Source organism: Wohlfahrtiimonas sp. XWW7 (assembly GCF_056716055.1).
The window spans coordinates 1,644,039-1,664,390 of the sequence record NZ_CP168032.1; the positions used below are offsets into that span (position 1 = coordinate 1,644,039).

At 37.6% G+C, this 20,352-nt stretch carries 16 protein-coding genes and 1 pseudogene; 13 read left to right on the plus strand and 4 right to left on the minus strand.

Annotated elements, in window-relative coordinates; translation table 11 throughout:
* Positions 1–8 precede the first annotated feature (8 nt).
* Positions 9–2,579, minus strand: a complete 2,571-nt coding sequence (gene mutS / locus ACA100_RS07935) for a DNA mismatch repair protein MutS (protein WP_481077168.1) — start codon at positions 2,577–2,579, stop codon at positions 9–11.
* Between the two features lie 116 nt (positions 2,580–2,695).
* On the opposite strand from mutS, the gene ACA100_RS07940 reads away from it, so the two are divergent.
* The 7 genes from ACA100_RS07940 to tsaA all read left to right on the plus strand — a co-directional run bounded on the left by ACA100_RS07940 (position 2,696) and on the right by tsaA (position 10,458).
* The gene (locus tag ACA100_RS07940; RefSeq protein WP_481077169.1) at positions 2,696–4,261 is read left to right on the plus strand and encodes a TerC family protein; all 1,566 of its coding nucleotides are present in this window, start codon (positions 2,696–2,698) and stop codon (positions 4,259–4,261) included.
* Positions 4,262–4,301: 40 nt separating this feature from the next.
* Positions 4,302–5,150, plus strand: coding sequence for an Hsp33 family molecular chaperone HslO (gene hslO / locus ACA100_RS07945; RefSeq protein WP_481077170.1), 849 nt, complete (start codon positions 4,302–4,304; stop codon positions 5,148–5,150).
* Entirely contained in the window at positions 5,143–5,775 is a 633-nt protein-coding gene (locus tag ACA100_RS07950) for a UbiX family flavin prenyltransferase (protein WP_481077171.1), read from the plus strand. The genes hslO and ACA100_RS07950 overlap by 8 nt, the downstream gene beginning before the upstream one ends.
* Before the next feature lie 15 nt (positions 5,776–5,790).
* A complete protein-coding gene (locus ACA100_RS07955) occupies positions 5,791–6,705 on the plus strand; it encodes an RDD family protein (RefSeq protein WP_481077172.1) in 915 nt (304 codons plus the stop codon).
* A 91-nt stretch (positions 6,706–6,796) separates the two neighbouring features.
* On the plus strand, positions 6,797–7,669 hold the full coding sequence (locus ACA100_RS07960; protein ID WP_481077173.1) for a cell division protein ZipA C-terminal FtsZ-binding domain-containing protein: 873 nt from the start codon (positions 6,797–6,799) through the stop codon (positions 7,667–7,669).
* A 96-nt stretch (positions 7,670–7,765) separates the two neighbouring features.
* A complete protein-coding gene (ligA, locus tag ACA100_RS07965; RefSeq protein WP_481077174.1) occupies positions 7,766–9,784 on the plus strand; it encodes an NAD-dependent DNA ligase LigA in 2,019 nt (672 codons plus the stop codon).
* Entirely contained in the window at positions 9,784–10,458 is a 675-nt protein-coding gene (gene tsaA / locus ACA100_RS07970) for a tRNA (N6-threonylcarbamoyladenosine(37)-N6)-methyltransferase TrmO (RefSeq protein WP_481077175.1), read from the plus strand. The genes ligA and tsaA overlap by 1 nt, the downstream gene beginning before the upstream one ends.
* Here the strand turns inward: tsaA and ACA100_RS07975 are convergent.
* Positions 10,435–11,157, minus strand: coding sequence for a pirin family protein (locus ACA100_RS07975; protein ID WP_481077176.1), 723 nt, complete (start codon positions 11,155–11,157; stop codon positions 10,435–10,437). The genes tsaA and ACA100_RS07975 overlap by 24 nt on opposite strands.
* Before the next feature lie 170 nt (positions 11,158–11,327).
* Between ACA100_RS07975 and ACA100_RS07980 the strand changes: the two genes are divergently transcribed.
* The 4 genes and pseudogenes from ACA100_RS07980 to ACA100_RS07995 all read left to right on the plus strand — a co-directional run bounded on the left by ACA100_RS07980 (position 11,328) and on the right by ACA100_RS07995 (position 15,077).
* Entirely contained in the window at positions 11,328–12,008 is a 681-nt protein-coding gene (locus tag ACA100_RS07980) for an HAD family hydrolase (protein WP_481077177.1), read from the plus strand.
* 1 nt (position 12,009) lies between these two features.
* A pseudogene (locus tag ACA100_RS07985) lies at positions 12,010–12,736 on the plus strand (cobyric acid synthase); the annotation flags it as partial.
* A 206-nt stretch (positions 12,737–12,942) separates the two neighbouring features.
* Positions 12,943–13,563 (plus strand): fused MFS/spermidine synthase, encoded by a 621-nt coding sequence (locus ACA100_RS07990; RefSeq protein ID WP_481077178.1) that lies wholly within the window; start codon positions 12,943–12,945, stop codon positions 13,561–13,563.
* Entirely contained in the window at positions 13,557–15,077 is a 1,521-nt protein-coding gene (locus ACA100_RS07995) for a spermine/spermidine synthase domain-containing protein (protein WP_481077179.1), read from the plus strand. The genes ACA100_RS07990 and ACA100_RS07995 overlap by 7 nt, the downstream gene beginning before the upstream one ends.
* Before the next feature lie 89 nt (positions 15,078–15,166).
* Here ACA100_RS07995 and hutX read toward each other — a convergent pair whose 3' ends face one another.
* Entirely contained in the window at positions 15,167–15,679 is a 513-nt protein-coding gene (gene hutX, locus ACA100_RS08000; RefSeq protein WP_481077180.1) for a heme utilization cystosolic carrier protein HutX, read from the minus strand.
* 185 nt (positions 15,680–15,864) lie between these two features.
* Complete coding sequence (locus tag ACA100_RS08005; protein WP_481077181.1) at positions 15,865–16,449, minus strand: HugZ family pyridoxamine 5'-phosphate oxidase; 585 nt, start codon at positions 16,447–16,449, stop codon at positions 15,865–15,867.
* A 271-nt stretch (positions 16,450–16,720) separates the two neighbouring features.
* On the opposite strand from ACA100_RS08005, the gene leuS reads away from it, so the two are divergent.
* A complete protein-coding gene (gene leuS / locus ACA100_RS08010) occupies positions 16,721–19,303 on the plus strand; it encodes a leucine--tRNA ligase (RefSeq protein WP_481077182.1) in 2,583 nt (860 codons plus the stop codon).
* A 90-nt stretch (positions 19,304–19,393) separates the two neighbouring features.
* Positions 19,394–20,332 (plus strand): tetratricopeptide repeat protein, encoded by a 939-nt coding sequence (locus ACA100_RS08015; protein WP_481077183.1) that lies wholly within the window; start codon positions 19,394–19,396, stop codon positions 20,330–20,332.
* Positions 20,333–20,352 lie beyond the last annotated feature (20 nt).

Genomic DNA, 20,352 nt, shown 5'->3' on the forward strand with positions numbered 1-20,352 from the left:
TATTGAGATTAAATTTTATCTTTTAACTCATAGAGTAAATTCAGAGCATCTCTCGGCGTGAGATCATTGATGTTGATCTCTTTCAGTTGCTCAATGACGGGATGAAGGGACTCTTCAAATAAAGATAATTGCGTCTGTGCTTGCGGCACGCTCTGAGTATGTTGGGTTGTTGCAGCAGCAAACGAATGCTCGAGCTCATTCAATTTACCTTTTGCCATATCAATGACTTTAGGTGGAATGCCAGCAAGCGCCGCCACTTGTAAACCATAACTTTTGGAGGCAGCACCTTTTTTTACTGCGTGCATAAAGATGATTTGATCTTTATGTTCCACCGCATCTAAATGCAAGTTCACTATTTCAGGGTAGAGATTCTCAAGTTCTGTCATTTCAAAATAGTGTGTTGCAAATATTGTGAGTGCTTTTAATTGTGTTGTTAAGTAAACGGCTGCGCTCCAAGCGAGTGATAATCCATCCAAAGTTGATGTGCCTCGCCCAACTTCATCCATTAAGACTAAACTTTTCGCTGTCGCATAATGGAGGATCGTTGCAGTTTCGAGCATTTCCACCATGAATGTGGATTGCCCTGATGAAAGGTCATCTTGTGCGCCAATTCGTGTAAATATACGATCCACAGGCCCTAAAACGGCAGCATCAGCAGGTACAAACGAACCAATGTAAGCGAGCAGGGTGATCAAAGCCGTTTGGCGCATGTAAGTAGATTTACCGCCCATATTTGGTCCAGTTACGATCTGCATGCGCTGATTGGGTGTTAATGATGTGCTGTTGGCAATGAAGGGATGTGAAATCGTGGATTCCACAATGGGATGACGACCATTTGTGATCTCAATGCCAATGTTTTGACTGAATTGTGGGCGGTGCCAATTCAATGTGTTTTTTAACTCGCAAAAATTTGTGAATATATCAACATGCGCAATGGCATCACTCAATAAACGCAGTGCTGTCACATGAGGAATGAGTTGATTGAGTAATTGATCCCAGAGTTGTTTTTCAAGTGCTAAGGCGTTTTCTTTTGCATGGAGAATTTTATTCTCAAATTGCTTTAAGTCTGGTGTGATGTAGCGTTCAACGCCTTTGAGCGTTTGGCGGCGCACATATTCTGTGGGCATTTTATCCGCAAATTGTGTAGGCACTTCAATGTAATAACCGTGTACGCGATTATAACCAACTTTAAGTTGCGCAATGCCAGTGACTTTCTTTTGATCTTCTTCCAATTGTAGAAGGAAATTTTTACCTTCATGATTGAGTGCTAATAACTCATCTAATTTAGCATTATAACCTTGACGAATCACGCCGCCATCACGAATTAACACAGGCGGTTCATCTATGATGGCGCGTTCAAGCAAATCAACCAGTTCAGGTTGTGTTGTGAGATCTTGCAACCAATCAGGATTGATCACTTGGATTGTGTCTGATTGCTGGATGATTGCTGTCAAAGCGGGCATCTGCTTTAGGCTCTCTTTGAGTTGAATCATATCCCGTGGGCGAGCTGATTTCAGAGAGATTCGCGTGGTTAAGCGTTCAATATCAGAAATTTGTTTTAATAAAGGTTTTAATGTGCTGATGTGATGTTCTACGCTTTCTGTTAAATCTAAACGTTGATTCAATATTCGTTGGTCACGTAATGGACGATTGAGCCAACGAGATAATAAACGAGAGCCCATTGGTGTTTGGCAATGGTCAATTAAGCTTCTCAATGTGTGATCGTTGCCGCCGCTTAAAGTACGTTCGATTTCTAAGTTTTTGCGTGTGGTTGTATCTAAAATTAATGCATCATCAATGTGTTCGATGTGCAAAGTTGTAATGTGTTCAAGTTCACTTTTTTGTGTTTCTTTGGCATAAGTGAGCAGGGCACCAGCTGCCATGATTGGTAAAGAATCATTCGTTAAACCAACGCCTTGTAAAGAGTTTAATTTGAAATGGCTCAATAATTTTTCTGTATTGCGTGCTAAATCAAAATGCCAATCAGGATATTTTTGCACAATTGTCATTTTTGAAATGGATTCGGGAATGGCCAATTCTTCTGGTGCAATGAGTTCAGAGGGTTGTAATCGGATCAACTCTGAAAGCAATTCTGATTCTGATAAGGGATCAGTCAACATAAAACGCGCACTCGATAAATCCAGCCAAGACAATAGCCATTTATCATTGGCAAATGCGATCGCAGCTACTTGATTATCTTTTTTTGTGTCTAATAAATACTCATCTGTTAATGTGCCTGGTGTTAATACACGCACGACTTCACGTTTAACAGGGCCTTTTGCAGGGACTTCGCCCACTTGTTCGCAAATGGCAACAGAAACCCCAGCGCGCACAAGTTTTGCCAAATAACTCTCAGAAGAATGATGTGGAATGCCAGCCATTGGAATGGGTTCACCTGCTGATTGTCCACGCGCTGTTAATGTAATGTCGAGAAGTTTTGCAGCTCGTTTAGCATCTTCAAAGAACAGTTCATAAAAATCCCCCATTCGGTAAAAAAGTAGCATGTTTGGGTAGGATGATTTGATGCTTAAATATTGTTGCATCATAGGCGTGTGAGCGGTTGGTGCTGCTTTGGTCATACGAATTTGATCTCTCCAAATCACGGATTAAAAATGTGAAGTATTGTAAAAGTATTTGCGTTCAAAAAGAAAGTGTTGCACATTATACCCTTCATTTGTCATTGTCGAGGAAATATATGGAAGTTCTGCTGGACCCGTCGATATGGGTTTCGCTTATAATTTTAGTCGTTCTAGAAGTCGTTTTGGGTATTGATAACTTAATTTTCATAGCGATTCTTTCTAATAAACTTCCTCCTCATCAAAGAAATCAGGCAAGAATAACAGGGCTAACGCTTGCTCTGTTAATGCGTATTGGTTTACTTTCGGTGATGACATGGATGATCACTCTGACCAATCCAATATTTACAGATCCTTTTTTTAATCATGCATTTTCTGTCCGAGATTTGATACTGATTTTTGGTGGATTCTTTTTGTTACAAAAAGCGACGAAAGAATTGCATGAGCGCATCGAAGGCGGTGTGCTGGTTGAAGGGAAATCTAAAGGCTATGCAAAGTTCTGGCCGATCGTTTTACAAATCATTGTATTAGATGCTGTGTTTTCATTTGATGCGGTGATTACAGCAACAAGTATCGCAAAACATTTATGGGTAATGGTAACAGCTGTGACAATTTCTATGGCGTTAATGTTATTTGCAGCGCGTCCATTGACTGATTTTGTGAATCGTCATCCAACAATCGTTGTATTGTGTTTAAGCTTCCTATTGATGATTGGTTTGAGCTTAATCATGGAAGGTTTTGGCGTAGAAGTACCAAAAGGCTATATTTATGCTGCGATTGGTTTTTCTGTATTCATTGAGCTCATTAATCAGCTCATTAATCGCAATCTCTTAAAGCAAGAGAGTAAATACTCTCGTCGTGAACGTGCAGCCAATTTAGTATTAAAAATGTTAGGCACCAATGACAAATCAGAGGAGCTTGAAGAAGAAGAGGCTGAAGATAAGCAGATTGATTCTGAGCTGGAAGAGCTTTTCGGTAAAGATGAACGCAATATGGTGAGCGGCGTTTTAACATTGGGTGATCGTGTGATTCGCTCGATTATGACACCAAGAAATGATATTTCATGGATCAATATTCATGATTCTAAAGAGGAAATTTTAGCGCAAGTCAAAGAGATTCCTCATAACTATTTCCCTGTGTGCGATGGTAGCTTAGATGAAGTGATTGGCGTTGCGCGTGCTAAAGATGTCATTTCTGATTTAATGACAACGGGCGAAATTGATCGTGAAAATACTATTAAACAAGCAATTTACTCTCATCGTTCCACAACTGTATTGAAAATGATGGATATTTTCCGTCATACCAATGCGCATATGGTGATTGTAACAGATGATTTTGGTTCAATTCATGGTGTGATTACATTGTTAGACATTATCGAAGCGATTGCTGGTGAGTTCCCTGATGAAGATGAAACAGCATCCATCGAAACTTTAGGTGAAAATGAGTGGAATATGGCTGGCTCATGTGATCTTCACTTAGTGGAGCAAACTTTAGGTGTTCGTGGTTTAGTGGATGAAGAGGATGATTACAGCTCTTTGGGCGGATTGTTAGTCGACATCTTTGATAATGTTCCTGCTGTTGGCGATTCATTGGAACTCAAAGGTTATCTATTCACTGTCACAGAAGTGGATGATCGTCGAATATTAAGTGTGCATGTGACTAAACCGAAAACGGAAATGATGTAGTATACTTACCTTTTTACAAGTGCAACTTCAGGGTGAGATCATGCAAAATGATGCAAACATGTTACAACGTTTTCTATTTGATAACCTTCCAATTCGCGGTGAGCGCATCAAGTTAACAACTTCATGGCAAGAAGTCTTAGAAAGACGTGAATATCCTGAAGTTGTTAAAAAATATTTAGGTGAATTGGTTGCAACAGCTGCATTGTTGAGTGCAATCATCAAAATTGAAGGCAAAATGACGCTTCAGATAGAAGCAACAGGTGCTTTGAATATGTTGGTTGTACAGATCACACACGATGGTGGTTTTCGTGCAACTGCAACTTATCAGGATGATTTGCCTGAAAATGCAACTTTCAAAGAGTTGACAGAAGGTGGGCGAGTTGTGATCACTATTGAAAATGCGCGTTCAATTGAAAGCAGTTATCAAGGTGTAATTCCGTTGATTGATGATTCGATTAGTGCGGCCATTGAGCGTTATTTTGAAACATCGGAGCAGTTGAAAACATCCTTATTTCTACGCAATACAGAATCTACATTAGGTGGTTTATTATTGCAGCGTATTCCTGGTGAAATGGAAGATGAAGATGCCTATAATCGCGTTTGCCATTTAGCAGATACGGTAACAGCAGAGGAGTTGAATGAATTAGATACGCAAACATTATTGTACCGTTTATATTCTGAAGATGACATTCGCTTATTTGATGAAGAAGCACTACATTTTCATTGCCAATGCTCACGCGAACGATCAATCGGTATGTTGAAGCAATTATCAATGGATGAATTGAAAGAGATCGTTGCAGAAGAGGGTAAAGTGAGTGTGACATGCGAATTCTGTGGTAAATCGTATGACTTTGCAGAGAACGATTTAAAAGAGATCGAGCATGCCTAAATTTAAAGAGAAAGAGCGAATCTCTATTGCGATTACGGGCGCTTCTGGCGTCCAGTATAGCTTGCGTTTAATTGAAGTATTACTATCTTATGGTTATCCATTAAATATTGTCATCAGTAAAGCTGCGCTTTTGGTATTTGCGATGGAGATGGATGTTCAGTTGGGTAATCAACCACAAGTGCAAAAAGAACGTTTGCTCTCTTTGGTGAAATGTGATGATTCATCTTTAGTGGAAGTTTATGGTGTGGAAGATTGGAGTGCGCCGATGGCTTCGGGTTCGAATGCATCGAAAGCAATGGTAATTGTGCCCGCAACAACAGGTTCTTTAAGTGCTGTGGCAACAGGGCAATCCAATAACTTGATTGAGCGTGCTGCTGATGTGATGATGAAAGAGCGCAAACCTTTGATTTTAGTTTTGCGAGAAACGCCATTCAATGCCATACATTTAAAAAATATGTTAACGTTGACGGAAGCAGGGGCGATTGTAATGCCTGCAAATCCAGGTTTTTATCACATGCCAAAAACTGTTGAAGATATCATTGATTTTATGGTGGCAAGAATTTTAGATCAGTTGAATATAGAACATAACCTCATGGATAAATGGGGCGATTCTCAGCCAAGTTAATTGTAAGGATACACAGTGGAACAAACGAAATATCAGGCACTATTTTGTGGTGAATTGAAGGAAGGACATTCACAAGCAATGGCTGTTAGAGCACTTGCAGGTGCTTATCAAAAAGAAGATGATTTTTTTACTGCATGGTTTTCAGGTGAAAAAATAGTTGTTAAAAAAGAAGCAACCTTAGAAGAAGCTGAATATATTCGTGATTATTTAGGTGGCTTGGGTTTGATTGTGCATATCCAACCATTGAATTCTGTGGCAAAAAAAGCTGAGAATGTTGAAAAAGAGGCGGAGCAACTGTTAGAAGAAGCTTTTGAAAAAATTCAACAAACATTAAAAGATGTTCAAGAAGAACCTGTAAAAAAAATTGTTGTACATGTAAAACCTGCACCAATGGGTAAGCGATTCATGGCTTATGCATTGGATTTGATCATCTGTATGATTATTGCCAATTTACTATTGGAATTAATTTTGGCGCCATTAGGTTTGATTAATACTACTCAAATTCATGAATTGTCATTGGCAATTAATAATGCGGCAACACAAGATGATATGAGAAATATTTTAGATAGTTATATGGGTAATGCTGAGTTTGCCAATGTGATTATGCAGATCATGTTTTTTGTTTTTGCTGTGCAAGTTTTGTATTTTGGGTTGATGGACAGTAAATATCAGGCTAGTTTGGGTAAAAAATTATTTCGCATTAGAGTCTATTCTTTGGTTTCACCACAAATGCTGATTAGACAAGCTGCACTTCGTCAGGTATTCATCATCGTTGCTTTTTTTATTCTGTCTATCATTTTGAATATTATAGGATTATTTGTTTTGATCGGTATTTTTATCATGGGTGCTTATGATAAACGTGGTTTGAACCAGACGTTGTTTGATCGTTTAACCGCGACAGTTGTGGGCATTGATCAAGCAAAAAAGTAAGATTAAATAGTTGAAAGGTTAATTTTTTAGTATGATAGGGCTTTGATTATTATCTTTATCAGACATAAAAAACGCGAATAAGGACACAAATATGATCGGATCAATAGGATCTATTATTTTACTCATTATCATCATTGGCTGTATTGTCTATTGGTTTGTGCTTAAAAAACAAATTGATGAAGAAGAAAGCGATCGGATAGAACCGCATATTGACGGCAGTTTTTCTGAGTTCAGTCAACAGGAGTTACCAAAAGATCAAGAAGAGTATGATGATCGTGATGATTATCATGAAGAAGAAAAGGTGTCTGTTGCTGTGACGGAAAAGCCTGCAAAATCTGTCGAAATCAAAGAAGAGAAAAAGAACGATAATTATGATCTCTTTGATGAAGATAATGTATTGCCAGAAGCATCTGCTGTATCAGAAACAACAAAGAAAAGTTTTTTTGCACGGATGAAAGAATCTTTATTGGGTGCAAAAGAAGATGACAATCAAGGTGAAAGCCATGATCTTGGTAGACCATCGCCTATTCGTACAGTTGCATTAATTTTGAAAGCGCCAGAAGATCAGCCTTATTCGGGTCAAGAAATTTTAGAAATTGGTGCAGACTTGAAACTGATGGTGGGTGGCGAAGGTTTTCTACAACAAATTGTGACAACATATTTAGGTGATGAACCAATGTACAGCATTGCACATATGATTCATCCAGGTAGTTTTAATGATCCTGAAATTTTAACAGCAGAAATTCCTGGTTTGTTATTTTTTGCGCAAATTCCAGGGCCAGATGCACAGATGAATACTGTGCAATATATGCTGAAAGCGGCTGCGTATTTTGGTCAAGAAATGGGCGGAACTTTGTTGGATGAAAATCAGCGCCCTGTGGATCAAAATTATGTTCAACAATTGCTAGCAGATACAAGCGAGATTGAACAACAAGCTTGGGCTAAGCACCGAGCGCATCGCTAATAGAGCAACATCATTAAAGTATAACGAAAAATGTTCTTAAAAATGCTTTTAAGAACATTTTTTATGGGTTAAAGATTATTAAATTAGGGAAAAGACATGAGTGATTCAGTGAAAGCTCGCATTGCAGAATTAGTGGCGGAGATTAATCAACAAAATTATAATTACCATGTGTTAGATCAGATTGAGTTAACAGATTCAGAGTTTGATGCGCTGTTTTTAGAATTGAAAACATTGGAAGCCGAATATCCTGAATTGATTTTGCCCAATTCACCCACTCAAAAAGTGGGCGGTATGATTTTGAAAGAATTTAATCAAATTACGCATGAAATGCCAATGTTATCGTTAGATAATGCTTTTAATGAAGAAGATGTTAAAAAATTTGCCGAACGCATTCGCGAAAGATTAACACAAGATGAATTGACACAATTGACGTATTGGGCTGAGCCGAAATTGGATGGATTGGCCATCAGTATTCTGTATGAAAATGGACGTTTAGTCCGCGCCGCAACTCGTGGTGATGGTGTGCAAGGTGAAGATGTGACAGAAAATGTTAAAACGATTCAAAGTATTCCTTTGGTTTTAACAGGAAGTTTTCCTAAGCGCTTGGAGGTGCGCGGTGAAGCTTTTATGCGTAAATCGGTGTTTGAAAAGTTAAATTTAGCGCGCTTAAAGAAAAATGAAAAGCCATTTGCTAATCCTCGTAATGCAGCTGCGGGCAGTATTCGCCAGCTGGATTCTAAAATTGCAGCAGAACGCCAATTAAGTTTTTATGCTTATGGGATTGGTGTCATTGAGAATAATCCTAACGAATTTAAAGCGCATTCTGAAGCACTCAAAGGTTTGCAAACATTTGGGTTGCCAATTTGTCCATTGAATCAGAGTGCAAAAAATGTGAATGATTTAATTGCTTATCAAGAGAAGATCTTGTCAGAGCGCGATCAACTACCTTATGAGATTGATGGTGTGGTTTACAAAGTGGATCAATACGCACTGCAAGATAAATTAGGTTTTGTGTCTCGTGCGCCACGTTTTGCGATTGCCCATAAATTTTTGGCCATGGAAGCGCGTACAACTGTATTGGATGTAGATTTCCAAGTGGGTAGAACAGGCTCAATCACACCAGTTGCCCGTTTAGAATCTGTAAATGTTGCAGGTGTGATGGTTTCAAATGCGACTTTGCATAATGCGGATGAAATTAATCGCTTGCAAGTGATGATTGGTGATGAAGTGATGATTCGCCGTGCAGGTGATGTGATTCCGCAAGTGGTTCGTGTCGTGTTAGAACATCGTGGTGAAAATGTTCGCTCAATTCTATTCCCAACGACTTGCCCTGTGTGTGATTCGCCCATTGAGCGCGTGGAAGGTGAAGCAGTTGCCCGTTGTACTGGTGGATTCAGTTGTAAAGCACAGCGCATTGAGCGCCTAAAACATTTTGTTTCTCGTAAAGCAATGGATATCGAAGGTTTAGGCGAAAAATGGTTGGAAATTTTTGTGAATGAAGATTTGGTGGAAGATCCATCCGATTTGTATGAATTACAAAAAACTCAATTGTTAGAATTGCCAAGAATGGGTGAAAAGTCCGCTGATAATATCTTGGCAAGTATTGAAAGTAGCAAACAGCCAAAATTCAGTGCATTTCTCTATTCTTTAGGAATTCGTGAAACGGGCGAAGCAACAGCAAGAGTTTTGGCGAAGAATTATGAGTCGTTAGAAGCATTACAAAATGAAACCGCAGAAAATTTTCAAAAGATCGACGATATTGGTCCTGTAATGGCTAATCATTTAGTGGAATTTTTCCAAAATGAAGCTAATCAGCAATTATTGCAGCGGTTGACAGACTTTTTATCCATTCAATATCCAGAGCCAATTGCTAATGCGGGGGATTTACCATTATCAGGTGAAACTTGGGTGGCAACAGGCTCACTCGCACATTTTTCTCGTGATGGCATTAAAGATCGCTTGATTGAACTGGGGGCAAAAGTCGCTAGCTCTGTTTCTAAAAATACGACAGTTGTATTGGCAGGTGAAAAAGCAGGTTCTAAATTAGCTAAAGCAGAAGAGTTGGGTATTACAGTGATGAATGAAGAAGAGTTTTTAGCTAAATATCCATTGTAATGAACATTGAACCGATTGCGATCATTGAGGGATGCTATCCTGAAAAATTTGGCATTCCTCGCCAAGCAAGGCTTGTATCATCAGCAGAAGCTCAAATTAAATTAATTCCGCCTTATCAATCCAAGGATTTTTTGGATGGATTGGATAATTATAGCCATATTTGGCTGATTTTTGGTTTTCATCAAAATGAATGGCAGGGCGATGCAAAAGTTCGCCCGCAGCGTTTAGGTGGCAACCAAAAAATGGGTGTATTAGCAACTCGCAGCCCATATCGCCCGAATGGCTTAGGTTTGTCTGCGGTGAAAATTGTGTCCGTTGATTATGAGAATGTGGTGATCACAGTGGAAGGCCATGATCTTGTGAATGGCACGCCCATTTATGACATTAAGCCCTATATTCCTTTTACGGATAGTATCGAAGAAGCGAAATCTCTATTTGCCAATGAAGCACCTGAAAATATGGCTGTAAGTATTCATCAATCTGCACAAATGGCATTTAATTTATTAAATGAAAAAGCAAAGGATCTGATTCAATCTGTGATTGCTCAGAATCCTTTGCCGCCATATCATCAAGATTATGATCGTGTTTACGGTGTTGCAATTTTGGATTTAAATATCCGTTTCAAACGCAATCAGCATGGTTTTGAAATTTTAGAAATTCATCGGAACTTCTAATATTAAGACTTTGGCTGCATTGTTGCGTGTGGTAACCGTAAACTCTGCCAAATCATCAAACATGATTGCATCTTTTGTATTGAGTTTTTCATCACGTACAGTTGTATCACCTTCTAAAACAAAAATGTATGTGCCATTGTTTGCATCATGCTTTTGATATTGCACAGTTGTATTTGCATCAATGGTTGCCAATGAGAACCACGCATTTTGATGGATCCAAACGCTATCGATAGCATGACGATCAGGTGATAATAATGTGAGGAAATTATTATGGCTTTGATCAAAATTAATGGTTTTTTGTTGATAGCGTGGCTCTACATTTTTCTCATTTGGGAAGACCCAAATTTGTAAGAAATTTACATCTGTATCTGCATTAGCATTGTATTCGCTGTGAACAATGCCTGTGCCAGCGCTCATCACTTGAATGTCGCCACTTTGGATGACTTTTTCATTACCATTGCTATCTTTATGTGCTAAATCGCCTGATAACGGAATGGAGATGATTTCCATATTATCGTGTGGATGAGAACCAAAACCGCGACCGCCAACCACAACATCATCATTGATGACGCGCAAAGCACCAAAATGAACCCATTCAGGATTATGATAATTGGCAAAGCTAAAGGAATGATGGCTCTTTAACCATCCATGAGAAGCATAGCCACGATCTTCACTGCGTAAGATTTTGTAGTTGTTCATAGTATTGTTTCCTTTTTGGAATAATTGAGAGGTTAAATCTATTATAAATCATCAAATAGTCAATTATTGTTTCAATTATGGAACTCTGTAAATTGGAATGATACAACTAGCACTGCAAGCTCACTAGAAAATCTGTAAACTTGAGCTGAAAAGATAATAGTGAAGAAAGTATGAAAGATTCTAAAATTAAAGCTGTATTGATAGATTTAGACGGCACATTGGTGAACACATTGCCAGATCGTATTGCGGCGATTCAATATGGGTTAAAAAGCTTGGGTTTACCTGCCATTGATGATAAAAATGTTCAGCATTACATTGGTGATGGTGTCTGGTTATTAGCTGAGAGAACATTGCAAGAAAGCTTAGCGAATAACTTAGATCGCATTACTGATGAATTAACTCAAGCTTTAGCAGATGAATACGAAGCTTATTATTTAGCGCATATTTGTGAGCAAACTATTTTATCCAAAGGTGCATTAGAATTATTGAATGCATTGAAAAAGCGCAATATTTGGATTGCTTTAATCACCAATAAGAAAAATGAACTGACTGATGCATTATTGAAATCTTTAGGTGTTTATGAATATTTTGATGTGATCATGGCAGGGCAAGATGGTGTGCATAAACCAGCGCCTGATCTATTGTTAAAAGCATTACAAACACTGAATGTTGATGCAAAAAATGCTGTGATGATTGGTGATTCACTGGATGATCGAGAAGCTGCACGATTAGCAAATGTCGATATGATCGGTGTTTCATTCGGTTATCAGCCATTGAGTGCAAGCGATGTGCAATATTTAATGGATGACTTGCAAGAAGCTTTGGCATATTTGATGAGTAGAAGAGGATAATATGAAAAAACTAGCACCAATTATGTTTGTGGGTACAGGCAGTGATGTTGGCAAAAGTGTGATTACAACAGGTTTTTGTCGTATTTTTAAGCAAGATGGTTATCAGCCTGCGCCGTTTAAAGCACAAAATATGTCGAATTTCAGTGTGATATTGGATGATGGTGCAGAAATGGCGATTGCGCAATCGACACAAGCAGAAGCTGCAGGTATTGCACCAATTGTGGATATGAATCCTATTATGTTGAAGCCAACGGCGGATCATCAAAGTAATGTGTTGTTATTAGGCCAATCATTGGGTGTTAAAAATGCTTATGAATATTTCCGTGGGGAAGGCTGGTTGCATCTGCGAGATGAAGCGCATCGTGCTTATGATCGTTTAGCAGCGCAGTATTCACCAATGGTTTTGGAAGGTGCTGGCAGTATTTCAGAGTTGAATTTGAAAGATCGAGATATGGTGAATATTGCAATGGGAATCTATGCGAAAGCTAATATTATTTTGATTGCTGATATTGAGCGTGGCGGAATCTTCGCGAGCTTATATGGCTCAATTATGTTGCTCCCCGAAGAAGAGCGATCATATATTAAAGGAATCATTATTAATAAATTCCGTGGAGATATGAAGTTTTTTGAATCTGGCGTGAAAATGATTGAAGACTTATGCAAAGTGCCAGTTTTAGGCGTGATTCCATATTATCAAGACATTGAAATTGTGGCAGAAGACTCATTGAGTGCATCACAAGCATCGCTACAAATGCAAGAGAATGATCTAGACTATAAAAATGCACAGTATGATCGCTTGGCTGATCATATTAGGCAATATGTGGATATGGATAAAATCTATCAGTTTTTATCAGAGAATATTGTTTGCATAGATATTAAATAAGTTACAGAATACTCAGTTTAAATATTTAATAATAAAGTTATATGAGAATGTATGGATAAGTTAATAAAAAATAATACTGTGTTAGTTGCATTAAGTGGTTTGTTTTTTTTGTCAGGTAGTTCTGGTTTAATGTACCAAGTTTCTTGGCAAAGGGTTTTAAATATCGCATTTGGCTCAAATTATGAGTCTGCTACAATTATTGTTGCGGCATTTATGTTGGGTTTAGGGTTTGGTGCTATCATTGGCGGATTGCTATCTGATAAGTATCCTAATAAAACTTTATTGCTATTTTGTGGCTGTGAAATTGGCATAGGCTTGTATGGTTTGATGAGTTACACGTTGATTTTAACAGTAGGTGATTTATTCATTCAATACAATTTATTTGTAATTGCTTTGGTTAATTTCATTGTAGTATTAATCCCAGCATTATTAATGGGGGCAACTTTACCTATTTTAATTACTTACGTTGTCAGGCAGTGGAATAATATTGGACATTCCACAGGGCATTTATATGCAGTGAATACATTTGGTGCGACATTGGGTGCATTTTTAACAGGTTTTGTTTTATTTCATTATTTCACATTAGATATCGTGATTGTACTAGCTGCGTTAATCAATTTTTTTGTTGCAATTGGTACATTTATGTTATTTAGAGGAGAGACCAAATGTTAAGAATGTTTGCACTATTTTTATCTTTTTCCATTGGTTTCGTAAGCCTCGGGCAAGAGATGCTATGGTTTAGAGTGGTGAGTTATCAGCTGAGTGGAACTCCTCAAGCATTTTCATTTGTATTGACAATATATTTATTGGGAATTGCTACAGGAGCAATGATTGGAAAAAATATTTGTTTACAAGCTAGTCAGAGTAGAATTTTATTTTTAGGAGGGATTCTTCTATTATTTGGTGGTGTACTAGATGTTTTTATACCCTATATAATGGATGTAGGAGTGGATATATATGGTGAGTCTGTCTTTATATATATATTATTAATTTTAGCTACATCTAGTTTGAAGGCTGTAATTTTTCCTATTGCTCATCATTTAGGTAGTTCATTGGATAATACAGCAAAGATCGGATCTTCTGTTTCAATAGTTTATTGTTGTAATATCGTAGGGGCAACACTGGGTACCATTTTTTTTGGTGTATTCTTATTGGCATATATTACAACTTATCAATCATTTATTTATATTGGTTATTTTATATTGTTACTTGCAATAGTTATGTTGATTATTAGTAGAATAGGAAAAATAATGGGACTTGTTATTATTCTTGCTAGTATATTTTTTATTATAAATAATAATATAATTAATAACCCTGCGTATTGGAAGTTGAATAAAAATTCACAAACAATTTTTCATGCAGAAAATAGGCATGGAGTGATTGATATACGTTCTTCTAGTGGAGGAGATATCATTTATGGTGGAAATATTTATGATGGTATGATGAAAGTTGAGCTTATTCAGGATGAAAGTGCTGTGCGTCGAGTTATTGCATTAGATGTTTTGCATCCAGAACCCAAAAGAGCTTTAGTGATTGGTGTAAGTGGTGGTGCTTGGCTTCGTGCTTTATCTAGTTTTCCAACATTAGAAAAAATTGATGCGATTGAATTAAACCCTGGATATGTAGATGCTATAGAGTTATATCCTGAAATTTTCCCTGTTTTGTATGATCATCGTATTACTATTCATATTGATGATGGTCGTCGTTGGATTCGACGAAATCCAGATGAAAAGTATGATTTAATTATTATGAACACAACTTTTTATTGGCGTTCAGGCGCAACAAATATTTTATCACAAGAAATGATGAAATTATTATCTAATTCATTGACAGATGATGGAATTATTGCATTGAATAGCACTGGATTTCTTGATGTGATGAAAACGACAAATTCTGTATTTCCATATACGTATTGGGGTGATTGGGGGATTATATATGCATCTAATCATGATTTTTTAATCAATCGCACGGTAGCTGCAAGGGAGCATCTGTATCAACTAAATTTTAATGATATTCCTGTCTTTACTAAAGGTGATCTCTCAGCGGAATTGGCTATTGATCGTATCATGTCAATGAAAATGTTGAATTTAGATGATATTGAAGAATTATCTAATAGACCATTAGAAATTATTACTGACAAAAATATGATTAATGAATATAAATATGGTAAAGAATTTGATTATTAAATAATCTATAAAATTTTAGGCAAAAAAATGGCTTCATGATGTAGGTCGATGAAGCCCAACGTCTAGGACTAGTAAAGCAGGGATTATAATTATGCTGATTGTTTAAATTCTGTTGCTAATGCTTGGAATTTTTCAATTTGTTCTGGGAAGATGGTGCGGTTTTCATCTCGGCCTAAGAAAATCTTGAATATGATGCCGCCATCGTGATTAGCAAATAAAATGCTACGAGTTTCAGAGCCGCGGAAAGGGCGAGTGATGAAATAAATCGCACCACAGTTTTTGTATCGTAAATGGCCTTGGAAGCCGCTTGTTGCATCTAGATTATAAAAGCCATGACCTTCTTCACCAGCTGGGAATGGGCCAGAGAATTCAAAAACAGCATCCACAGTGTGAATGATGGTCATGACTTTACCCCAAGTGGCAATGCGCGTTAAGATCTCTTGGAAAAGTTCACCAGATGCTTTGGACCAAAGTTCTTTGGGTAAACATTCGATCATCTCCGCTTCGCTAGCATCATTAGATTCTGCCAATGTTTCAAAAAGAATGCCTGGGTTTTTAGCTAAGCGTTCTTGAATGTCGATTTTCTGTGTTTCAGTTAACATAATTTCCTTTGGAACATTAAGAATATATGCAAGCGACGTGGGGGTAAGTGTTGATTAAAAGAGGTTATCATCAAACTAAGTATCCTTAAGCGAGGGGGGAGCTTTTGGATGAAAATAATTTTAAAACTCAGGGAGCGATAGCAGTTTTAAAACCATTTTGGATCGTCGCTTGCATATATGTTTGGTTAGGCTCGTTTAGGTACGCCGTGGCCTTTGCCATGACCTTTACCGTCAATGCCTGTTAAATGTGTTGTTTTAGTTTGGTCTTTAGGATTCAATCTAAATGCTTTACCAAATCCTGTCACCAATGTGCCTTTAATGGGAGATAATCTAAATAGGTGGAAGTCGCCCATATCGCGTAATACGTTCACTGTTTTACCAGCGCGGGCTGTCAGCGCACTTAAACCTTTTTCAAAATCAGCTTCTTCTCGCATTATTTCGCGAGCTTCTACTTGATAAGTTACGCGTTTACGAGCATAGATATTACGAGTTTTGCTTTCATCATCCACAATCATAATGTCAAAAATAGGGCGCTTTTTCACATGTTGTGTGTGATAAGCAATGTCTGCGATGAAAATATAGTAATCGCCATCCATTACTGCAAATGGTGTATAACTAGCATGTGCGATCTGCTCATCATCAACCGTTGCCATGAGAAGCGTGATATTCTCTTCATGTAAACGTTGTAACTCAGGCTCTAATTCTGCGTATAAATCAGCCCCTTTGTTATCGACGATTTCTACATTAAATTCATTTGACTCGGTTGTCATAGATGCTCCAGTTTTCAGCTAATCTTGATTTGTGTTTTGAATTGTAGCAATAAAAATATCAAATGTTAATAGTAATCATTTATAAATAGTAATAATTCTCATATAAATACTTGTGTTTATTTTGAAAAAATAAGTAATATCATTATGTTACGTGAAAATAAATTTGATAGAAAATATGCAAAAGGTTTATGAGAAAACGCACAAGTATCGAAAAAATAAGGTAGAATGAGTGTTTTTCTTTGTTTAATTGAATAGATTGGAATAATGTCGTATGAAACCAGCGTATCATCACCAAGATGTTGAGAAAACAGCACAGTCTTATTGGGAAGACAATAAAACATTTAAAGTTGCAGATCATGTAGAAGGTAAGCAGAACTATTACTGCCTATCTATGTTCCCATATCCATCTGGTCGACTTCACATGGGGCATGTGCGTAACTATACAATTGGCGATGTAATGAGCCGTTATATGACGATGAAGGGCTTTAACGTTCTTCAGCCAATGGGTTGGGATGCATTTGGTATGCCAGCTGAAAATGCGGCGATTGATAATAAAGTTTCACCTTATCAATGGACGCAAAAAAACATGTCTTATATGAAAAACCAGTTGAAGCTTTTGGGCTTTGGTTTTGATTGGGATCGTGAGATCGCAACATGTGAGCCTGATTATTATCGTTGGGAGCAGTGGTTTTTCACGAAACTATATGAAAAAGGCATTATTTACCGTAAAAACGGTATTGTGAACTGGGATCCAATTGATCAGACAGTTCTTGCCAATGAGCAAGTGATTGACGGTAAAGGTTGGCGTTCTGGTGCAGAAGTTGAGCGCCGTGAAATTCCAATGTATTACTTCCGTATTACTGATTATGCTGATGAATTATTAGAAGATTTAGAAACTTTAACGGAATGGCCGTTACAAGTTAAAATCATGCAGAAAAACTGGATCGGTAAATCACAGGGGATGGAAATCGGTTTCCCTTATGAAGATGGCACAGTGCATGTATTTACAACTCGCCCAGATACATTGATGGGTGCAAGCTATGTTGCAGTTGCGCCAGAGCATGCAATTGCACAAAAGGCTGCTGCCAATAATCCTGAATTACAAGCATTCATTGAAGAGTGTAAAAAAGGTGGTACAAACGAAGCTGATATTGCAACCCAAGAGAAAAAAGGGATGGCAACAGGCGCATTTGTTACTCATCCAATCACTGGTGATCAATTGCCAGTTTGGGTGGCTAACTATGTGATCATCACTTATGGTGAAGGCGCTGTAATGGCAGTACCAGCACATGATGAGCGCGACTTTGAGTTTGCAAATAAATATGGTTTACCAATTAAACCAGTGATTGAAAATAATGCAGAAGATCAAAGCTACACAATATGGCAGGAAGCTTATGCTGAACATGGTTCATTGATTAATTCAGGTGAATTCAATGGTTTAGGCTTTGAAGAAGCAACGCAAGCGATTGCTAAATTCTTAGAAGCTAAAGATTTAGGTTTTATCAAAACTCAGTATCGTTTGCGTGATTGGGGGATTTCTCGTCAGCGTTATTGGGGTTGCCCAATTCCAATCATTCATTGTGAATGTTGTGGTGATGTGCCAGTGCCAGAAAAGGATTTACCAGTAGTATTGCCAAATGATTTGATTCCAGATGGTTCAGGTAATCCTTTGCATAAAAACGAAGAGTTTTTAAAGGCTGATTGTCCAAAATGTGGTAAACCTGCGCGCCGTGAAACAGATACGATGGATACATTCATGGATTCATCTTGGTATTATGCGCGTTTTGCATCGCATGACTGCGAAACGGCAATGTTGGATGAACGTGCAGAACAATGGTTGCCAGTGGATCAATACATTGGCGGTATTGAGCATGCAATCCTTCACTTATTGTATTCACGTTTCTTCCATAAATTGATGCGTGATGAAGGTTTATTGGGTGATCCAGCTAAAGCGCCCAAAGAACCATTCAAAGCGTTGTTAACACAAGGTATGGTAATTTCTCCATCCTTCTATCGTCATGCTTCAACGGGTTATACTTGGTATAACTTGGATGATGTGACACCAGTTGTTAAAGATGGTGAAACAACTTATATCTTAAACGCAGATGGTCAGCCTGTGATTTATGGCGGCGTTCAGAAGATGAGTAAATCAAAGAACAATGGTGTAGATCCAGAATTCATCATCAATGAATATGGTGCAGATACAGCGCGTTTATTCATGATGTTCAGTGCGCCACCAGAGCAATCTTTGGAGTGGTCGGTTTCAGGTGTTGAAGGTGCTCAGCGTTTCTTGAAGCGTTTATGGACATTCGGTTATGAATTTAAAGATTCATTGGCTGAAAAAGTCGAATATGCGCCATCTCACAAGGCGTCTAAAGATGTTCGTCGTGTTGTGCATGAAGAGTTGAAGAAAGCATTATTCGACTATGATCGTTATCAATACAATACTGTCATTTCAGCGTGTATGAAAATGTTGAATGCATTGGGTGACTTGGATAACAGCGAAGAAGCGAAATTTGTGCGAAACGAAGGCTTCTCCATCATGTTGCGTTTGCTATATCCAATCATTCCGCATGTAACGCATGAAATTTGGAATAATGTATTTGAAGGTAAGATCGAAACAGCAGAAATCCCAACTGTGGATGAATCTGTATTGGTTCGCGATGAAATCAACTATGTGATCCAAGTGAATGGTAAATTGCGTGGTGAGTTTGTGATTGCAGCTTCCGCTTCTAAGGAAGAGATTGAAGCAATGGCATTGGCAAATGAAGCAGCGCAGCGTCATTTTGAAGGTATGCAGATCATGAAAGTGATTGTGGTACCGAAAAAGCTAGTGAATATTGTTGCTAAGTAAGTTGTAGAATTAGCCCTTAAAAATTAAGGGCTATTTTTTATCAAGTAATAGTAATATTGATTGAAAGCATTGATGATAGAACGGAGAATTATGAAAAAAATAAGTTTAGCATTGATCATTTCTAGTGTATTGGCAGTACAGGTTTTTGCTGTGGAATCAGGCGATTTAAAGCAGATGTTGGACGATGGTAATATTGGTGGTATAGAAGCTGTATTGAAGGAAAATCCAACTAATGCTGAAGCGAGCTTTATGGCTGCAATTTATTATGGAAAGAATAATAATATTTCAAAGCAGTTAGAGTATTTACAACAATCAGCAGATCAAAATTATGTGTCAGCAATGACTTTATTGGGTGATTTATATTTTGCAGGTTATTTTGATCAAGGTGGGAATGAGGTTCTCGCGCAGGATTTTGCGAAATCTGAAATGTATTTGAAGAGAGCTGTTTCTGAAGGTAGTCAGGATGCTCGTTATACATTGGCATATTTGTATTTATCGCCTGAGTCAGGTCAACAAAATATTGATCAGTCGATAGCATTGTTTGAAGATAATATTGATTATGTGAATCAGTCAGGACATTTACCATCCATTATGGCTTTAATCGATATTTATAGTAAAGGAGAATATGTTAAGGCGGATCAAGCAAAATTGACGGATTATTTATATTTGGCAAGTTTGCAAGATTATTCACCAGCTTTTTACTCTGTAGGAATTATGCAAAGGGAAGGTTTTAAGGGTGATAAAATCATTATCGAAAAAAATCCTGAATTGGCCTTTAATAACATAATGAAAGCTGCTAAATCTGGTTATTTGGATGCGATGTTTCGTTTGGGTGAAATGTATTTTAAAGGTGAAGGTACGAAGCAGAGCGATGTCGATGCATATATTTGGATGGCAATTGCTGAGGAGTTTTCAAATGTTGATACAAAATATTCAGAAACTATTTTAGAGTTGATTCCTAAAAAAGAGCGACAATCTGCCATCGATAAGAAAAACCATCAATACCAACTTTTTTCAGTTAAGCAATAACATGGATTAAATGAGAAATT

Bases quoted from the DNA above. Each gene is read 5' to 3' on its own strand.
- mutS (WP_481077168.1), bottom strand. From the start codon at position 2,579: ATGACCAAAGCAGCACCAACCGCTCACACGCCTATGATGCAACAATAT.
- ACA100_RS07940 (WP_481077169.1), top strand. From the start codon at position 2,696: ATGGAAGTTCTGCTGGACCCGTCGATATGGGTTTCGCTTATAATTTTA.
- hslO (WP_481077170.1), top strand. From the start codon at position 4,302: ATGCAAAATGATGCAAACATGTTACAACGTTTTCTATTTGATAACCTT.
- ACA100_RS07950 (WP_481077171.1), top strand. From the start codon at position 5,143: ATGCCTAAATTTAAAGAGAAAGAGCGAATCTCTATTGCGATTACGGGC.
- ACA100_RS07960 (WP_481077173.1), top strand. From the start codon at position 6,797: ATGATCGGATCAATAGGATCTATTATTTTACTCATTATCATCATTGGC.
- ligA (WP_481077174.1), top strand. From the start codon at position 7,766: ATGAGTGATTCAGTGAAAGCTCGCATTGCAGAATTAGTGGCGGAGATT.
- tsaA (WP_481077175.1), top strand. From the start codon at position 9,784: ATGAACATTGAACCGATTGCGATCATTGAGGGATGCTATCCTGAAAAA.
- ACA100_RS07975 (WP_481077176.1), bottom strand. From the start codon at position 11,157: ATGAACAACTACAAAATCTTACGCAGTGAAGATCGTGGCTATGCTTCT.
- ACA100_RS07980 (WP_481077177.1), top strand. From the start codon at position 11,328: ATGAAAGATTCTAAAATTAAAGCTGTATTGATAGATTTAGACGGCACA.
- ACA100_RS07990 (WP_481077178.1), top strand. From the start codon at position 12,943: ATGGATAAGTTAATAAAAAATAATACTGTGTTAGTTGCATTAAGTGGT.
- ACA100_RS07995 (WP_481077179.1), top strand. From the start codon at position 13,557: ATGTTAAGAATGTTTGCACTATTTTTATCTTTTTCCATTGGTTTCGTA.
- hutX (WP_481077180.1), bottom strand. From the start codon at position 15,679: ATGTTAACTGAAACACAGAAAATCGACATTCAAGAACGCTTAGCTAAA.
- ACA100_RS08005 (WP_481077181.1), bottom strand. From the start codon at position 16,449: ATGACAACCGAGTCAAATGAATTTAATGTAGAAATCGTCGATAACAAA.
- leuS (WP_481077182.1), top strand. From the start codon at position 16,721: ATGAAACCAGCGTATCATCACCAAGATGTTGAGAAAACAGCACAGTCT.
- ACA100_RS08015 (WP_481077183.1), top strand. From the start codon at position 19,394: ATGAAAAAAATAAGTTTAGCATTGATCATTTCTAGTGTATTGGCAGTA.